General features: G+C 69.9%; 15 protein-coding genes. 11 read left to right on the plus strand and 4 right to left on the minus strand.

Going from position 1 to position 16,498, the window contains the following annotated elements; genetic code table 11:
- Positions 1-345: 345 nt before the first annotated feature.
- A complete protein-coding gene (locus WMF29_RS35590) occupies positions 346-798 on the plus strand; it encodes a hypothetical protein (RefSeq protein WP_437324556.1) in 453 nt (150 codons plus the stop codon).
- Positions 795-2,603, plus strand: coding sequence for an FAD-dependent monooxygenase (locus WMF29_RS35595; RefSeq protein ID WP_437324557.1), 1,809 nt, complete (start codon positions 795-797; stop codon positions 2,601-2,603). Before WMF29_RS35590 ends, WMF29_RS35595 begins: the two co-directional genes overlap by 4 nt.
- 135 nt (positions 2,604-2,738) lie before the next feature.
- Here the strand turns inward: WMF29_RS35595 and WMF29_RS35600 are convergent, their stop codons facing one another.
- The gene (locus WMF29_RS35600; RefSeq protein WP_437324558.1) at positions 2,739-4,130 is read right to left on the minus strand and encodes a hypothetical protein; all 1,392 of its coding nucleotides are present in this window, start codon (positions 4,128-4,130) and stop codon (positions 2,739-2,741) included.
- A gap of 62 nt (positions 4,131-4,192) precedes the next feature.
- Here WMF29_RS35600 and WMF29_RS35605 point away from each other — a divergent pair, with 62 nt between their 5' ends.
- The 6 genes from WMF29_RS35605 (at position 4,193) to WMF29_RS35630 (ending at position 9,469) form a co-directional block, all read left to right on the plus strand.
- A complete protein-coding gene (locus WMF29_RS35605; protein WP_437324559.1) occupies positions 4,193-5,188 on the plus strand; it encodes a TetR/AcrR family transcriptional regulator in 996 nt (331 codons plus the stop codon).
- 516 nt (positions 5,189-5,704) lie between these two features.
- Complete coding sequence (locus WMF29_RS35610) at positions 5,705-5,959, plus strand: hypothetical protein (RefSeq protein WP_437324560.1); 255 nt, start codon at positions 5,705-5,707, stop codon at positions 5,957-5,959.
- A 26-nt stretch (positions 5,960-5,985) separates the two neighbouring features.
- Positions 5,986-6,144: a hypothetical protein gene (locus tag WMF29_RS35615; RefSeq protein ID WP_437324561.1), complete on the plus strand. Its 159-nt coding sequence runs from the start codon at positions 5,986-5,988 to the stop codon at positions 6,142-6,144.
- A 130-nt stretch (positions 6,145-6,274) separates the two neighbouring features.
- Positions 6,275-7,030 (plus strand): hypothetical protein, encoded by a 756-nt coding sequence (locus WMF29_RS35620; protein WP_437324562.1) that lies wholly within the window; start codon positions 6,275-6,277, stop codon positions 7,028-7,030.
- A 4-nt stretch (positions 7,031-7,034) separates the two neighbouring features.
- Positions 7,035-8,618: an aldehyde dehydrogenase family protein gene (locus WMF29_RS35625; protein WP_437324563.1), complete on the plus strand. Its 1,584-nt coding sequence runs from the start codon at positions 7,035-7,037 to the stop codon at positions 8,616-8,618.
- Positions 8,615-9,469, plus strand: a complete 855-nt coding sequence (locus tag WMF29_RS35630) for a class I SAM-dependent methyltransferase (RefSeq protein WP_437324564.1) — start codon at positions 8,615-8,617, stop codon at positions 9,467-9,469. The genes WMF29_RS35625 and WMF29_RS35630 overlap by 4 nt, the downstream gene beginning before the upstream one ends.
- A gap of 94 nt (positions 9,470-9,563) precedes the next feature.
- Here WMF29_RS35630 and WMF29_RS35635 read toward each other — a convergent pair whose 3' ends face one another.
- Complete coding sequence (locus WMF29_RS35635) at positions 9,564-10,196, minus strand: hypothetical protein (protein WP_437324565.1); 633 nt, start codon at positions 10,194-10,196, stop codon at positions 9,564-9,566.
- A gap of 303 nt (positions 10,197-10,499) precedes the next feature.
- On the opposite strand from WMF29_RS35635, the gene WMF29_RS35640 reads away from it, so the two are divergent.
- The 3 genes from WMF29_RS35640 to WMF29_RS35650 all read left to right on the plus strand — a co-directional run bounded on the left by WMF29_RS35640 (position 10,500) and on the right by WMF29_RS35650 (position 13,702).
- A complete protein-coding gene (locus tag WMF29_RS35640) occupies positions 10,500-11,435 on the plus strand; it encodes a hypothetical protein (protein WP_437324566.1) in 936 nt (311 codons plus the stop codon).
- 142 nt (positions 11,436-11,577) lie between these two features.
- Positions 11,578-12,063, plus strand: a complete 486-nt coding sequence (locus tag WMF29_RS35645) for a hypothetical protein (protein ID WP_437324567.1) — start codon at positions 11,578-11,580, stop codon at positions 12,061-12,063.
- A gap of 436 nt (positions 12,064-12,499) precedes the next feature.
- Positions 12,500-13,702, plus strand: a complete 1,203-nt coding sequence (locus WMF29_RS35650; RefSeq protein WP_437324568.1) for an IS110 family transposase — start codon at positions 12,500-12,502, stop codon at positions 13,700-13,702.
- A gap of 560 nt (positions 13,703-14,262) precedes the next feature.
- Here the strand turns inward: WMF29_RS35650 and WMF29_RS35655 are convergent.
- On the minus strand, positions 14,263-15,150 hold the full coding sequence (locus WMF29_RS35655) for a putative glycoside hydrolase (RefSeq protein ID WP_437324569.1): 888 nt from the start codon (positions 15,148-15,150) through the stop codon (positions 14,263-14,265).
- Positions 15,151-15,298: 148 nt separating this feature from the next.
- On the minus strand, positions 15,299-16,465 hold the full coding sequence (locus WMF29_RS35660; protein WP_437324570.1) for an ABC transporter permease: 1,167 nt from the start codon (positions 16,463-16,465) through the stop codon (positions 15,299-15,301).
- Positions 16,466-16,498 lie beyond the last annotated feature (33 nt).

Raw genomic sequence — 16,498 nt, forward strand, 5'->3', positions numbered from 1 at the left:
TCCTTCCTTTCCCTGGTGCTCGCGCTCGTACCGGCCGGCCAGATCACCGGGCCCTCCCCTCCGAGGCAGCTCATCGAGCGAGGCGTCGGCATGAGCCGTGCGACCTCCCCGAAGCGAGACGCCAGGCGGCCTCCTGGCTGCCGACGCTCGATCGGTCTCCGCTTGGATGCGGCCAGCGGCGACCCCATTCACCGCGCCACGCAGGACCGGAGCCCCCCAGGGCGAAAGCGGCGGCACGGACAGCGCTGCCTCCGCGGGCACGGGCGACATGCGTGGCCGTTTCCGGCCACCGCATGGCCACTCATGGTCATTGTGCACGTGATTCCCGCGCTTTATCCCTCTGCCATGAGCTCCGAACGCGCGCCATCTTCCACGACGTGGGCCGTGGGCAAGGCCCTCTGCATCCTGGCGGCCGTCGCTTACGGCCTGTTGACCGGGCTGATCGACATCGTCGATCCGCATCACCTCCGGAACCCCGACTGGCCTGGACACGCGAGGTTCCACCTTCTCTGGCAGATCAGCGCCGGAGCCCTCGGCGCGCTCGCTTCGATCTATCTCTTCTGGACGGCCACGCCGCGCACCGTGGAGCGTGTCCGGACAGGCGCCTTCCTGGGCGCCCTCCACATCGGCGGGTTCATCCTGGCCGCCGTCTTCAAGAGCGCCGCCGGCGCCGAGTTCGACGCCGGTGGCCGGGTCCTCCTCGGCTTCCTCCCGCCGAACATGCTGCACCTCGGCACGTCCGCGGCGCTGCTCTTCGCCGGCGTCTCCCTGTGTCACAAGAAAGGGGCTGCCACATGAGCGATCGCACCGTCTCTGCTCCCGTCCTCATCATCGGCGCTGGCCCCTCGGGGATGGTGAGCGCGCTGTGCCTCGCCAGGCGCGGCGTCGACTGTGTGCTCATCGAGCGCCGGCCGGGCCTGGAGAAGCACCCCAAGGCCCACGAGCTCTCGGCGCGCTCGATCGAGATCCTCCACGAGCTGGGGCTCGCTCATGGCGAGCTGTCCGCGGAGGCGTCGCCGGAGGAGGACGCCGCCAAGATCCTGTTCTGCGGCACGATCGGTGAGGAGTTCGGCTGCATCGATCTGCGAGCCAACGGCATCGGGCGGAAGTACCGAGAGCACCTCGAGGCGCCGATGCCCTACCTCAACATCTCGCAGGTCGAGCTGGAGAAGCTCCTCCGCGAGCGCGTCTCGGCCTCGCCGCGGATCCAGGCGCTCCATCACCATCAGTGGGAGTCCTTCGAGCAGGACGCGGAGGGCGTCACGAGCCGGATCACGAACAGGACGACGGGGGAGACCTTCGCGGTCCGGAGCCAGTACGTCATCTGCTCCGACGGCGCCGGGAGCCGGAGCCGCAAGGCCCTCGGGATCGAGATGAAGGGCCCGGACAAGCTGCTCGACGTCGTCAACGCCTATTTTCAGGCAGATCTGCGCCGCGTGGTCCGCACCCGGGGCAAACTCTACTTCATCTTCTCCCCCAAGGCGCCGGGCAGCGTGTTCATCGCCCACCACGTCGAGAAGCGCTGGGTCTTTCACCTCCCCGTGGCGACGCCGCACGAGAAGATCGAGGAGTACACGCCCGAGGTGATGCAGAAGAAGATCAAGGCGGCGCTCGGGCGGGACGACGTGGATATCGAGATCACATCGATGAGCCACTGGCGCATGACGGCGCAGGTTGCGGAGCGCTTCCGCAGCGGGCGCGTCTTCCTGGTCGGCGACGCCGCCCATCGCTTCCCGCCCACGGGCGGGCTCGGCATGAACTCCGGCATCGGCGACGCGCACAACCTGGCCTGGAAGCTCGCGATGGTGATCGAGCGGCGGGCGGCGCCCGGCCTGCTCGACAGCTACGAGGCCGAGCGCCGCCCTGTCATCGAGACGAACTGCGACGAGAGCCGGCTCAACTTCGAGAGGATGAGCGATGTCGCGGAGGCCTTCGGGATCGAGGTCGAGGAAGCTCAGTGGGTCAACGAGAAGCTGGCGAGCTCCACGATGCGCGCGCTGCCTGCCCCGCTCCGCGCCTGGACCGAGCGGCAGGTCCAGCACTACGGAGAGAGCATCCTCTCACGGTACCACCGCGATCCCTCGGTGCGAGAGCGTGTGCTCGCGGCCATCGCGCAGCAGAGGTCGCATTTCGACCGGATAGGGCTCGACCTAGGCTACACGTATGAGGAGGGCGCGCTGCTCGGCGACGGCACGAGGCCGCCGGAGGTCGACGACCGGGTGTCCTCGTACATCCCGTCGACCCGGCCGGGCGCGCGATTCCCGCATTTCTGGCTGGATGGCAACAGGAGACAGCGCGGCAGCCGCTCCATGATCGACTACGGCGCTTCCATCCTGCTGCTCGGCGCGGCCGTCGAGGCGCTGCCTGCGGACCGCGCGGCGCTCGAGCATGTCGAGGCGCGCCACGGCGTCCGGCTGTTCAGGCTGGGCTCGGCCGACATCCCTGCCTGCCACCGGGCCGCGGTGCACGCGCTCGCGCAGATCGAGCAGGACGGCGCGCTCCTGATCCGGCCGGACGGGCATGTCGCGTGGCGCCAGCAGCGCGGCGTGATGCTGTCCGTGGAGCTCATCGCGTCGATCGTGGAGCAAGTCTACGGGGTCTAGCTCCACCCACCAGGAGTCCTGCCAGGGATCCGGAGAGAGATTTCAACGCAAAGACGCAAAGCCGCAGACAAGGAAACGGGCCTCGTGGCGCCCTGCGCTCCTCCGGGAGACCGCGGGCGAGGGGCGGTCGCGACGTCACTGTGTCATCGGCAGCGCGACCAGGAGGTTCAGGTTGCACATCTCGTTCTGCGTGCCCCACCCCGGCAGCACCGGGGCCTCGGCGTCGCGCGTGTCGAAGGTGCATGTCACCTCGAGCGAGGAGCTCGGGTCGAGCAGCGGCGGCATGCGATACCAATAGACGCCCTGCCAGTGGACGTCCCAGTCGTCCACGCGCGCGATGCAGCTTTCCTGCGTCCCCGACCCGACGCGCACGTCGAAGGTGCGCCCGCGCTCGTGCATGTGCGGCATCACGCCGAGAACCTCGATCGAGGGCAGCGCCGGGTCGAGCGCGAGCTCCGCCCGCGTCCTGCGCCATGTGTAGGCGGCGTCCTGCTGGCCGGGCGGCAGCGTGTCCGGGCCGTCCGGCTCGAAGAGGGTCGTCATGAAGCCGTCGTCCCCGACGAACACGGCGCGCCGCTCCACGGTGTCCTCGTAGCGGAGCCGGAGGCGCGTCGAGTCCTCGGCGGAGGCGCCCGCGTGGTCATGGATGTTGTAATGCACCTGGACGACGAAGACGTCCTTCGCGGAGACCGGCGCCCCGGTGCCGCCGGGGAACTCGACAACGTCCTGCCCGGGCGCCCAGGCGAACAGCGGCTGGAACGGCAGCTCGTCGGCCGGTCCGCCGAAGCACTCCCAGCCGGGCCGGTCCGGCGAGGCCTCGTCGAGCTCCGTCATCACGTCCTGGTTCGTCTTGCCCTCCGCCAGCGACGCCTCCGAGGGGGTCACCCGGTAGACCGTGACGTGATGAACGATGGACCGGACCCCGGGCGTCACCTGATATCCGGTGATGAAGCGGTCCGCGTCGAGGCTCGGGTCCACGGGGAAGCACCTCCACTCGTCGTGGGCCGCGAGGGGATCGGCGGGGTCGACCACGGGGGTGATCGGCGGCGTCATGTAGTCGACCCCGCCCTCGAGCGTGGGCACGGGCGGGGTGGGCGGCGCGCCCGCGCGATCGCCCTCGGCGCGCGCCCCGGTCGCCCAGCGATGGATGACGTCGAGCTCCTCGGCGGTGAGCGTCTCGTCGTCCTTGAAGTCGCCGCACGAGCCGTCGTGCTTCACAAGGAAAGGGGGCATATGGCCGCCCCGCACCGCGTCGTCGATCGCGCCGGCGCGCGCCTTCGCCGAGATGTAGTCGTCGAGCCGGAAGGGCGCGAGCCCGCCCTCCTGATGACACGCGGTGCACTTGGACGCCGTTATCGGCGCGACGTCCTGCCAGAACGTCGGCTCCTGCGCCGTCTCCGCCTCCTGCGCCGCGCATCCGAGGGAAAGCGCGAGGAGCGGCACGGAGGCCGCGAGTCCGCGCGCGTGGAGGAGCAGGGTCGTCGTTCGCGTCGTTCGCCTCGATGGCCTCTCGTCGTGCTGCTTCAAGCGGACCTCCAGCAATTGTTTACGTAGTACACTGTACTGTGTGTGGTATACGCAGTTGAAGGATGGCTGTCAAACCAAAGAGACGGCGAAAAACTGCGACGGAGTACAGCGGAGGCGGCGACGCCGTTCGCGGCCTCGAGCTCCTCTGGGGGGTCAGGAAGCAGCCGAGCCGGGGGCCCAGGCCCGGCCTGAGCCTCGATCAGATCGTGCGGGCCGCGATCGAGCTCGCCGACGGCGAGGGGCTCTCGGCGCTGTCGATGCAGCGGGTCGCCGGGAAGCTCGGGTTCACCACGATGTCGCTGTACAGGTACGTGCCGGGCAAGGCCGAGCTCCTGGATCTCATGCTGGACACCGCGGCGGGGGAGCTGCCCCTCGTGGACAGCGTCCCCGGGGGATGGCGGGCCAAGCTCGAGGCGGCGGCGCTCGCCGACTGGGCGCTCTACCACCGCCACCCGTGGTTCTTGCACGTGACGCCGGTGCGCCCCGTGATGGGGCCGAACGGGATGGCGGCGTACGACGCGGAGCTCCGCGCGGTCTGCGGGATCGGCCTCACCCCCCGCGAGGTGCTCGCCGCCGTCCACCTCGTCGACGGGTACGTCCGAGGCGCGGCGAGGCTCTCGGTGGACGCGGCCGAGGCCGAGCAGGAGACCGGCGTCACCGACGAGCAGTGGTGGTCCGAGCGCGCGTACTTCTGGGACAAGCTCTTCGACCCGGGGCGCCACCCGACGATGGCGGAGCTGATGCGCTCGGGCGCGTTCGACGACCACCCGTTCACGGAGGACGTGTTCCTGTTCGGCCTGCACCGCGTGCTCGACGGCATCGAGGCGCTCGTCCGGTTGCGCTCCGGGGGTCGTGACGAAACTCGTGACGTATCGGCGGCTCCGGCGCGTGAGTGTGATGAAATTCCCGGCGACGCCCCCCGGCATGACGAGGGGCCGACGTGCGCGCAGTGCGGCCGCGAGATCGCCCAACCTGCCACGGGGCGGCCGCGGGCTTACTGCTCGCGGGCGTGCCAGCAGCGCGCTTACCGGGCGCGCAACGCGTCCGACGGGCGGTGATCGCCGCCCCTGTGCGCCTGCCGCCGGAGCGTGGCCGTACCCCTCAGCGCGCCGCCAGCATCCAGGCCGGCGCCCACCAGCAGCGGTGGAGCAGCCGGCGGTCGACGCACGCGAAGCCGGCCTCGTGCAGCAGCGCCGCTCCCGCAGGCTGCCGAGTGAAAGCGGCCCCCTGGTCTAGGCGCCGACCCCGACCGGTGATGCCGCGAGCCCTTGACCGCGCGCGATGCGGCGGCGGAGGGCGCCCCGGGATGAGGTGGCGGCCCGGGTCGTTCACGAGGCGATCGGTCGGCTGCTCGGCCTGGTGCCAGCACCGGAGGGGCGAGAAAGGTCGCGCCGACGGTAGCAAGCCGCATTGGCGAGGCGCCTGGATAGGACAGGTGCGGAGATCCGCGGAGGCCGAACCGTCTTAGCCTTGGCCGGCACTGTCGGAGATGGCGGCCGAGGTGGCACAGGACCGGAGCAGGCGAGAACCAGCGCCAGCAGGCCGAAAGCGAGCCAGACGATGAGAGGATAGGCATGTGTGTAATCGACGTTGAAGCGCAGTCCGGTCACCTGCGCGCCCTCGCGCTCGAGCATCTCCTTCAAGGGCGCGCCGAGAGCGCCCGTCGCGCCGTGTCCACGTGGCTCGAGTCGCGCCCGCGCCTGAATGTCACCCAGGCGAAGAGGACCGAGATCAAGAGGAGCGCGCACGCCGACCGGGCGGCCCCGAACATCGGAGAGAGCGCGATCACGGCGAGCACCTGCACGAGATACTCCGGGGCGCGGTGGTAGAGGAGGTTGTCCCGGCTCAGCTCGTCGTGGAAACGGAGATTGCGATCCAGGAACTCGTGGTGCGCCTGGTGGAAGGCGCCGATCGTGAGCGGACGGCGGCGCTCGTTCAGCCCGGCGCCATGACGGCGTGCGAGCGGCGCGCGGTGTCCAAAGCGCTGCGCATGGAGCGCCAGCGCCTGCGGTGAAGCTATGTCGACGACGGCCGGCGCATGTCCTCCGGCAAGTCGGCTTGCGGCAGGATGGTTGGTCGAGTACCTTGCGGGCAGCTCAACTCCGATGCTCTCTTCGACGAAGAGGGAAAGCGACGATCCGGAAATGGGAGCTGCCGAAGAGACCGTCTCGATCCGTGAGCCGATGTCGTTCGCGTTCGAGAGCGAGGCCGAAGCGGACGCCACGTGTCTCCTGATCACATGGTTTGCGATCGTCGAATCGGCAGCGCTCGGCGTCCTCCCCGTCCTCCCGGCGCTCGATCTGGCGCGGGAGCGCGACGATCTCGGCTATCTCGAGTCGTTCTTCGCGCACGGTATCCGGCACCTCAAGGACGAGCAAATGCACGCCAACCTCTGGTGCAAGGCGCTCCTCGATTTCAGCCGCGCCTACCCCGACGTGGTCAAGCGCGCGCGCCTGCCGGGCTGGCTGATGAAGATGATGCTCCGCAAGGTCGCCGTCCCGCACGGCGTGCTCGAGTTCGCCGTCGATTGCCTCGCCTTCGAGGTGGTGATGAGCGCCTTCTACAAGGTCGCCGCGCCGCGCCTGTCGTACCCTCCGCTCGAGCCGGTGTTCCGGCGCCTCGCCAGCGACGAGGAGGCGCACACCGCGTACGACCTCGCCTACCTCGAGGGCTTCTTCGCCCGGTCGAGCCGGTCCGCGCACCTGCGCGCGACCGCGCGCTACTGGTGGCACACGGCGGGCGTGCTCGCCACGGTCGTGCCGCTGCTCCGGGCGCTCGATCGCCACAAGCCGCTGCCCCGCGGCTCCTTCCGGAAGGCGCTCGCCGCGCACATCCAGGAGTCGGGGATGCCGGGCTGCCGTCGCCTGGTGCCCGCGCTTCTCAGCGGGCAAGCTGCGTAGTCCCATGGGCGAGATCATCCACGATGGGTGGATTCACGGCGCGTCACCGCTGGACGGCGCCCCGCTGTCTCCCGTGCGGGTGACGACGGCCGACGGGATCCGGGGGGTGGTCCGCCGCGCCCGGCAGGCGCAGGCGGCGTGGGCAGCGCGGCCGATCGCGGAGCGGGCGCGCCTCCTCGCCGAGGCCGGGCGCTGCTTGATGGGGAAGGCCGACGAGATCGCGGCGGAGCTCCATCGCGAGCTGGGCAAGCCGATGGCCGACGCGTACGGGGTCGATCTCGGCTCGACCCCCGAGGTCTTTCGCTACTACACGACGCGCGCCGAGGACTTCCTCCCGGCCGAGGACGTCGCGTTCAACCCGGTGATGTTCCCGCGGAAGAAGGCGCGGGTCGAGCGCCTACCGCACGGGGTGGTCGGCCTCATCATGCCGTGGAACTACCCGGTCTCCATCCCGGTGCACAACCTCGTCCCGGCGCTCCTCGCGGGCAACGCCGTTGTGCTCAAGCCGTCCGAGCACGCCGCCCGGACCAGCGCGGCGCTCGTCGGCGCCCTGTCGGACGCGCTGCCCGAGGCGCTGCTCGGCCTCGTGCAGGGCGGCGCCGAGGCCGGCGCGGCGCTCGTCGCGGAGGTCGACCAGATCGTCTTCGTCGGCGGCGTCGTGGGCGGGCGGGCGGTGGCGCGCGCCGCGGCGGAGCGCCTGATCCCGGCGCAGATCGAGCTCGGCGGCAAGGACGCGGCCATCGTGCTCCGCGACGCGGATCTCGATCGGGCAGCGCACGGGATCGCCTGGGCCGGCTTCGTCAACGCCGGGCAGAGCTGCGCGGGGGTCGAGCGCGTCTACGTCGAGTCCGAGGTCTTCGACGCGTTCGTCGGGCGCCTCGTCGCCGTCGCCGAGCGGCTCCGCGTGGGCGACGACGGCGCCGCGCCGGGCACGGTCGAGATCGGGCCGATGGCCACGCCGGCGCAGCTCTCGCGCGTCGAGGCGCACGTCAGCCAGGCGGTCGCGGCCGGGGCGCAGGTGCGCTGCGGCGGTGCGCGGCGTGGCAACTGCTACCTTCCGACGGTGCTCACCGGCGTCGACCCGTCGCTCGACCTGCTGCGCGAGGAGACCTTCGGGCCCGTGATCCCCGTCGTCGCCGTTCCGGATGCGGACGCGGCGATCCGCGCGGCCAACGAGAGCGCCTACGGCCTCACGGGGAGCGTGTGGACGCGCGACGTCGCGCGGGGAGCGGCGCTCGCGCGAGAGCTCCGGGTCGGGGTGGCGACGGTCAACAACCACATGTTCACGGCCGCGGCGCCGCAAGCCGTGTGGACGGGGCGCGGGATCTCGGGCTACGGCGTGCAGAACGGCTCGGCGGTCGTGCAGGCGATGACGAGGCCGCGGCTGCTCGCGGTCGACGAGAACACCGCGCCGCGCGAGCTCTGGTGGTTCCCCTACGACCGCGCGTTCTTCGATCTGGCGCGCGGGATGGTGCGCTCGCTGGGCAGAGGATCGAAGCTCGAGCGGCTCTCGTCGGCGGGCCAGATGGTCCGCGGCGCGGCCAGGCGGTGGCTCGCGGCGTCGCGCTCCGGGGAGGAGCGCTCTTGAGCGGAGCGCGAGAGAACGCGGCGCTCGCCTGGAGCGCCTATTTCACCGCCACGGTGTGGGCGTCGCTGGGCGTCCCGGGCGCAGCGCGCTTCGACACCCTGAGGGGGCGCGTCCTCCACCAGGCCGCGCGCTGGGGCGGGAGCGTGCTCGGCCTGCGCGGCGACCACAGCGTCACGAACCTCCTGCTCGCCGCGCGCCACCTCGGCCTCGGCGCGCTCCTCGACGAGATCGCCCCCGAGCAGGTGATCGAGCTCGCCGCGGGGCTGTCGCCGCGCGGGGCGGAGTGGGCAAGGGCTCGTCCGGTCGTGTACATCGAGGTCGACCAGGCCGCCGTGATCGACGCGAAGCGGCGTCTGCTCGAGCCCGCGCAGCCGCGCGGCGAGCTCGTCCTCGTCGCGGCGGACCTGCGCGAGGCCGACCTCGGCGAGGCGCTCGGCGCGGCGCTGCGCGACCGCCGCACGGCGGTCGTCTCCGAGGGGCTGACCGGCTACCTCGACGAGCCCGCGCTGCGCGGGCTGCTGCGGCAGGTGCGCCGCGTGGCGAGCCGCCTGAGCTCGTGCGTGGTGCTCATGGACTTCTACCTGCGCGACGGCGCCGCGGCCACGCCGGCGCGCGACGCCGGGGTGCCTGGGGAGGCATGGCTGCGCGAGCGCGCGCTCCGCTCGATGCTGCGCCGGGGACTCGACGACCTCGAGCACCTGCGCGCGCTCGTGTCGTCGGAGGGCTTCGAGCTCCGCGCCGCGCACACGGCGCGCGACCTTGCGGTCCGGGCTGGCATCGCGCCGCCTCCGCTCGACCTGTTCGTCATCGCGGAGCTCGCCACTCCAGGTACGACAGGTCGGACCCGATGAACTTCCGCACGCTGTACGACGACGACATCGCGGGCATCTGCCAGATATACCCCCCTCGGGATCTCTCCACGTCGACCTGCAACCGCATCCGCGTCTATGGCTCCCCGAGGCCGAGGACGCTCTCCAGGCTAGGGTAGGCGGCTTCCTCCTTGTCCAGGTTCAGGTCCTTCCAGGGAATTACCTCCTGCAGGAGACCGTAGTCGAAGGCCCAGAGACACTCTGGGCTCCCGGGCTCGAGCAGAGGGCAGCAGTAGTCGGTCCATGTTCCAAACCCATCTACCACGACCACCTCGCTGCAATTGCATGCGATATCGTTCTCGACCACCCTCCAGGGGTTAACCTCCTCGAGCCGAAGCCGGCGCGCCTTGGGCTCACCCGCGCGAACGAAGCGGAGCCCACGCAGGGTGTGCTCGTTGCTCATGCTGAGCTCCAGCTCCAGATCTGGCCACACGGGGAGAGAGTAGAACATCTTCATGGCATTCGGCGCCTGGCCTCTCGGCGCCGGCTCGACGCGCTGCGGCGCTCCAAGGAACCGACGATACAAGTCGGCATGGCACTCGTCCACGATGCCTGGGTCTTCATGATCCAGGCGTGCGCGCGCCAGCATCTCCTTGGCCGCATCGAACGCCGCCTCATCGACGCCTAAACGCCTCAGGCCTCCTGCGACACCCTCCTTGTTCCGCATACGTGACATGAGACAAACCTGAAGCGCGCCGACAGGATCCATGACTACTCCGCTCCAACACTCCACGGCTCATTGGGTGTATCAAAAGCGTCCGAACGAGTGCTCCGTTCCGCTTGCGCTTATCGTCAAGCGAGTCGTTGCGATTCTTATCATGCCGTTCGGTGCCACCACAAGCACCCCTTTATTACATCGGGATACCGCGTTCGGGCAGAACGGCTCTCGTCAGCGGCCGGTTCCGGGCGCGACTGAGCGATACCGCTCGTCATGTCTCGCCGTTATTGCGTCGCGCGGGACGCTGAACCGGGTCACCTTGACGTGAGCACGGATCACGTATAGATTTGAGTGATGCGTTCGACGGGTGTATCGAACGGATCTCGTGCGCGGTGGGCCACGGCCCTGAGCGCGATGATGCTCGCCGGCTGCGGCGTGACTGAGCTTTCGCCCATCGACGGCGCTGCCGGCGCGATCGATAACACCGGCAGCACGGGTTCGGGCGCGGGCGCCTCCAGCCAGAGCGGCTTTGGGCATTCTGGTTCCGGCGCGTCCGGCTCCGGCGGCTCCAGCGCGTCCGGCTCCAGCGGCTCCGGCCCTGGCGCAACACCAGAGCTGGACATCAACGGTACGTGGGCCATGTTCGGGTTTGAAGACCCGGTCGCCGTGGACATCGAGCAGCGCGGCAGCGTGTTGTCCGGGAAGGGTTGCTTCTTGGGGCTCGAGGTCGACGGGGTGCCCCATCCCTTGGGGCCGTGCACGCCGCTCACCGGGCGCATCGTGAACGGGCGCGCCGAGTTCGCGTTCATGGCCCTCGAATACCGCTATGCCGCGGACGCTTTTGTCGCAAAATCCGGGGATCGCATGGCGGGCCGCTTTCACGGCGTTTCATCGTGGTACGGGCCGACGGCGTGGCTGCGGATCGATCCTTCGCAACGGTGGCTCGCGCACGACAAGCGCCTCGGAACCGCGCTGCGCGAACACCAAGGCAGCTACGATTTGACCCTGGATCCGAGCAACGCACCGGGCGACGCGTTCTCGACCGATCGCTCCTACGCGCTGAGTCTGGGCGTCAACGCTTCGCCGCTCATCTTTGGCGATCTGGGCGCCTTTTGGGCGAGCGAGATGGCATGGCGTGAGCCCACCCTCACGATCGGCCCTGTACCGGCGACTCATCCCGAGCTGCCCGTCGCGCTCGAGCTCCGCTTCCGCGACACCGTGCTTCACGAGGTTACCGCGACAATGCCGGAGGGCGAGCGCTACGTCTTCACCGCGGCGCCCACGCCCTGATACGGGCGGGACACTGCCCCGGGCTTTCGTGCTGTCGTCGGTTCGGCTCAGTCTTCGAGCGGCGCTTCGGGACAGCGCTGCTGTTCGATGCCGCGGCGCGCTGCCGCTGCTCGAAGCAGGTCAGGGCGCACGCTCCGCGGTCTTGATACGTGTACTGGAGCAGTCACACGAGCCGGACAGCGGCGCGGGCACGTCCTCGACCGGCTCCGGCGGCGCGGGCGCGGGCGCAGCGGACGCCGCCGAAGCGGGCGTCGAGTGGACGCACGATCCGGGGAAGACCTTCTCGTACGTGGGCTGCAAGGACCACGGGATGGTGCTCTTCGTCGAGATCTGGCCGACGGGCGCGGCGTGTACGCCGGAGCCCTTCCCGCTGCTCGACGACGTGCTCGTCCTGGTGATCGCCGGATGGGATGGCGCGCCCGGCACGTACACGATCGGCGAGCAGACCGCGCACGGCACCGCGGGCGCGACCTTCGCCGGCCCTTCCGAGCAGCTGGAGGGCACGATCACCGTCGAGCCCTTCGCCGAGGCCCCGCGGTGGATCTCCTGGGAGCCCTCCATGGCCGAAGGCCGCACGGACCTCGGCCTCTGCGGCCACTTCGACGACTACCCCTGCGCGACGCCCTGAGCGCGGGTCGCCGTCAACAGCCGCAGAACGTCCCCACCATGAAGCCTGCGGCGAGGACGACGACGAGGCCGCCCCGTTGGGCCACACCTGAGCCACCCTCGGCGGCGAAACAGGTGAAAGCGATGGACATTATTACTATTTCCGGCGATCGCTCGTCATCGACAGATGGGATGAGGCAGCCCACGCGGCGCCTGGACCCACGATGCCGACCGCACCGACCCGAGCTTCTGCTCGACGCGTTCGCGCGGCGGGGCCTGCGAAGACAGCCCGCAGCACCGTGGAGGTCAGCCCAGCGGCAGCAGAGCGTGCTGGAGCGCGCAGGAAAGAGCCGCTCGAAGCAGCAAGCAACGTGGCTGACCTCTCGCCTGCAGGGGTGCCTGCAGGCACCCCCACGCGTTCGATGACGCAGTTGACGGGGGCCCACGAGAGGTCAGCCATGCGAAGTGTAGCGCTGGATCTGGGGGTCAACGAGATTTCGTTCTGCGAAGTGGCGGGCGGGGCCGTGGTGCTACGACGCACGGTCCGCTCGCTCGATTCGCTCCAGGATGTCCTCGGTCCGTCGTCCTCGCCGGCCCGGGTGGCGATCGAGGCGTGCCGCGAGGCCTGGGTGGTTCACGACAAACTCCGCGACTGGGGTCACGACGTCTTGGTCGTCGATACCACGCGAGCACGTCAGCTCGGCATTGGCCAGCACGGCCGCAAGAATGATCGCCTCGATGCCGAGGCGCTGGCGCGCGCCGTCGAGCGCGGGGGCATTCCGCTCGCTCACGTGCTGTCGCCTCACCGGCGGGCCATTCGTCACCAGCTGGCCGTCCGGCGCGCTCTGGTCGAGACGCGGGCCCAGTATGTCACCACCGTGCGCGGCCTGCTGCGCGCCTGCGGACACAAGCTCGCGACCTGCACCACCGAGGGCTTCCTCGCGCGGCTGAGCGAGGCCGCCTTGCCGGCCGGGACCCGTCAGCTGATCGGGCCCTTGGTGACCGCGCTGGAGGTGCTCAACCCCCAGATCGCGCTGGTCGATGCCGCGCTCGAGCAGCTGTGCGCCCACGAGCCGGTGATCGCGCGGCTGACCACAGCGCCCGGCGTGGGGCTGGTCGTCGCCGCCGCGTTCGTCTCGGTCGTGGATGAAGCCAAGCGCTTTCACCACGCCCACCAACTCGCCTCCTACCTGGGTCTGGTTCCCTTGGAGGACACCTCCGGCGGGCGCGACCAGCGGCGGCTGGGCGCGATCACCAAGCAAGGCAACGCGTACCTGCGCACGTTGCTGACGCAGGCCGCGCACACGATCCTGCGGCATAAGAACAAGAGCGGCGACGACCCGCTGCGTCGATGGGCCGATGCCATTGCCGAACGCCGGGGTCGACACATCGCGGTCGTGGCGCTGGCGCGGCGGCTTTCGGGGGTGCTGTGGGCCATGTGGCGCGACGGCACGCTCTACGACGCACAGAGCGCAGCGGCCGCCTCGGCCAAGGGCCTGCGCCTGCAGGCGCAGTCGGTCGAGCAGCAGGCACAGGCCATGAAGCAAGCCACGGTCAAAGCGCGCCGCCGGCAGCGGTCGATCGACAAGGGACTCGACGCCGCCGCGGCAGCGGATCCATCGAGGCCGACCTCGACCTCAAGGAGGACCTCGATGAACTGACTTCCCCCACCCGGGGGACATGCGCCACGAGCGCGCCACGCCAGGAGCGTGAACGAGGGCTACGTGGATGAGCGCGGAAACACCGAGGGTGATCCACCTCTGGGTCGAACACGCCGTTCGACAGATTGCGCCTCCACGATCCCGTTTCGGACCACAGCGTGCATCCAGGCCACCAAGGCGACTGCCGGCCTGTGAATGCGGATCGTCGATTGAGCCACAGCTCGCTCCTGCGGACGCGACGCGGCGCTCCAGTCCAACCGTAACGACGCCCCACCGGGGCGAAGGGAGACGTCCATGCCGAAACGACCTGCACTGACGACACCGAGCGCTACCAATGCCGAGCCGAAGCCGACCAGCCGCGGAAAGAGAGCGCTAAAGCCCTTGACCTCAGGGCTGCCTCATCGTCGGTGTTTCTGGCGGGATTGCTGACCCGCGGTACTAGCCCGTCCGGTCAGGCAGCGGCGTGCGGGCAGCAGCGCGGCATGGCAAGCGCTCTCGCCGCGGCGAAGCCGCCGGATAGCCCCGCTGCGGGCGTGGCGAGAGCGGTCGCGGCCGCGCTCTCACGCCGTGTCCCGCGGCGCGCCGACGAACGCGCTCTCGTCGTAGTGACTGCGGGGATTCCACGCCGCGTAGCCCGCGCAGCCGGCGTCGTCGATCGCGCGGATCTGCTCCCGGATGTGCCACGGCGTGTACTCGTAGCGCTGCATGGGGCGCGAGCTGTCCAGATCGAACGCCTGGATCCAGCTGCGCAGCCCCCCGATGCGCCCGGGCAGCGCTGCCACCCTGCGCCAGCCGGCCGAGAGCGACGCGTGCACGATCTCGTAGGGGTGATGCGCAGGGTTCGCGAACCCGAAGCTGCCAGGGCCCCAGTGCGACGGGTACGGCATCGGCATCACGTAGTCGAAGAGCTCCACGGCGTCCTCCAGCCGCTGGCCTATCCCGTCCTGCGGCCCGAGCAGCGTGAACCCGAAGACATCCGCGGAGATCGGGCGAGACGCCGCATTGCCGACCTCCGCGCGGAGAAACTCGAAGAAAGCGCGGATCGTCGGCGCCCTCTCCTCGATCGGCGTCCGCGATCGCGGCTCGCGCGCCGCGCCGTAGCGCACGTAATCGTAGTTCACCTCGTCGAAGCCGACGTCGTACGCACGGAGCGAGATCTCCGCGATCTCCCGCCATCGCGGCTGCGATCCGGGGTCGTACCAGCCCCGCGGGCCGCCCTTGAACGCGACGAGCCGGGCGATGAGGTAGATGCCGGCGTCGCGCAGGGCGCCCAGCTGGACCCTTGTCACCTCGTCCCGCTCGAAGAGGAGCGCGCCCTCCTCCGATCGGATATCGATCACCAGGGAGTTCAGCTCTGTCCGCTGGACCAGGGAGGAGAGCCGATTCAGCCGGTCCACGCTCCTCCCCGCCGCGAAGCTCACGTAAACCGCCTTGGTGATCGTGGGCATGCTGTTCCCCCCGCCGAGGGGAGAGCACGTCCCCGGCCAAGGGAGCGCCGTGCGCGCCGGAACACCGCGAGAGCCCTACGCGACTTCCCGGCTCTGCGCCCTCACGCTGGAATTCCCGCGAGCTCCCCGGCCGCCCCCCTCACCCGGGTCACCCCCGCATCGCCTGGATCGGGCTGATCCGCGCAGCGCGGAGCGCCGGGAAAAACCCGCCGAGCAGGCCCATCACCGCCGCGATCGCCACCGACGTCACCAGGATCCCTGGCGTCGGCTCGAACGTGAACACGACCTCCGACCAGCTCGCGAAATTGACGGTCGAGAAGCGCACGAACCTCATGCCGAGCGCGGCGAGCACGCCGAGCGCCCCGCCCGCCAGCGCGAGGAGGACCGACTCGATGAGGAACGACAGCAGGATGCTGAACCGCGAGAAGCCGAGCGCCCGCAGCGTGCCTATCTCGCGCTGCCGGTTGGCGATCGACGAGTGCATCGTGATCATCGCGCCGATCATGGCGCCGATCGAGAAGAACACAGCGATGAGCACGCCCATCACCTTGATGAAGATGCTCGTCCCCTCGGACTGCTTCTCGTAATAGACGCTCTCGCGCATCACCTCGAGCCCGAGGTTCCGGTTCTGCTCGATCGACGCCTCGAACGCGTCGAACTTGCTGGCCGAGGCGAGCCGCGCCCGCACCGCGGAGACGCTCCCCTCGCGTCCGAACGCCGAGCGCGTCGTGTGCAGGTCGGCCCAGATCTCGGACTCCGACGAGGAGCCGCCGTCCTCGAACACCCCCACGACCTTCACCGGCCGGTTCTTTCGCAGCTCGAACGACTCGCCGATCGACAGGCCCTTGAAGCGGCCCTTGATCGCCTTGCCCACGATCACCTCGTCCGTGCCCGCCTGCGCCGGCCGGCCCTCGATGATCTTCACCTGCGAGCGGAACGCGAGCACGTCGTCGGGCACCCCGCGCACCTGGACGTTGGAGATGCCGTCCGTGCCGAGCTTCTCGAGGAGGATGACCGCGATCACCTCCCCCACCCCGTCCGGCTTGCCGTCCTGCCGCTTCGCGACCTCGGCGCTCGCGAGGATCACGCCGATCTGCTGCTCCTCGATGCTGCTCACCATCTCGGCGTCGGAGCCCTTCCGCATCACGATCGCGACGTCGTCCCGCGCGGTGCGCCCCAGGGTGCGCTCCACGCTGTTCGCGAGCATCAGCACCGACGCGAACACGAACACCACGAGGCCGAGCCCGGACGCCGTCGCGAGGGTCGTCGTCTTGCGCACCACCAGATTTCGAACGTTGTAGGCGACGGGGATCATGAGCGCTCTCTCCCGCTTTCAGGGTCTCGAAGA

Source organism: Sorangium sp. So ce381, from assembly GCF_051473845.1.
GTDB lineage: Bacteria > Myxococcota_A > Polyangia > Polyangiales > Polyangiaceae > Sorangium > Sorangium atrum.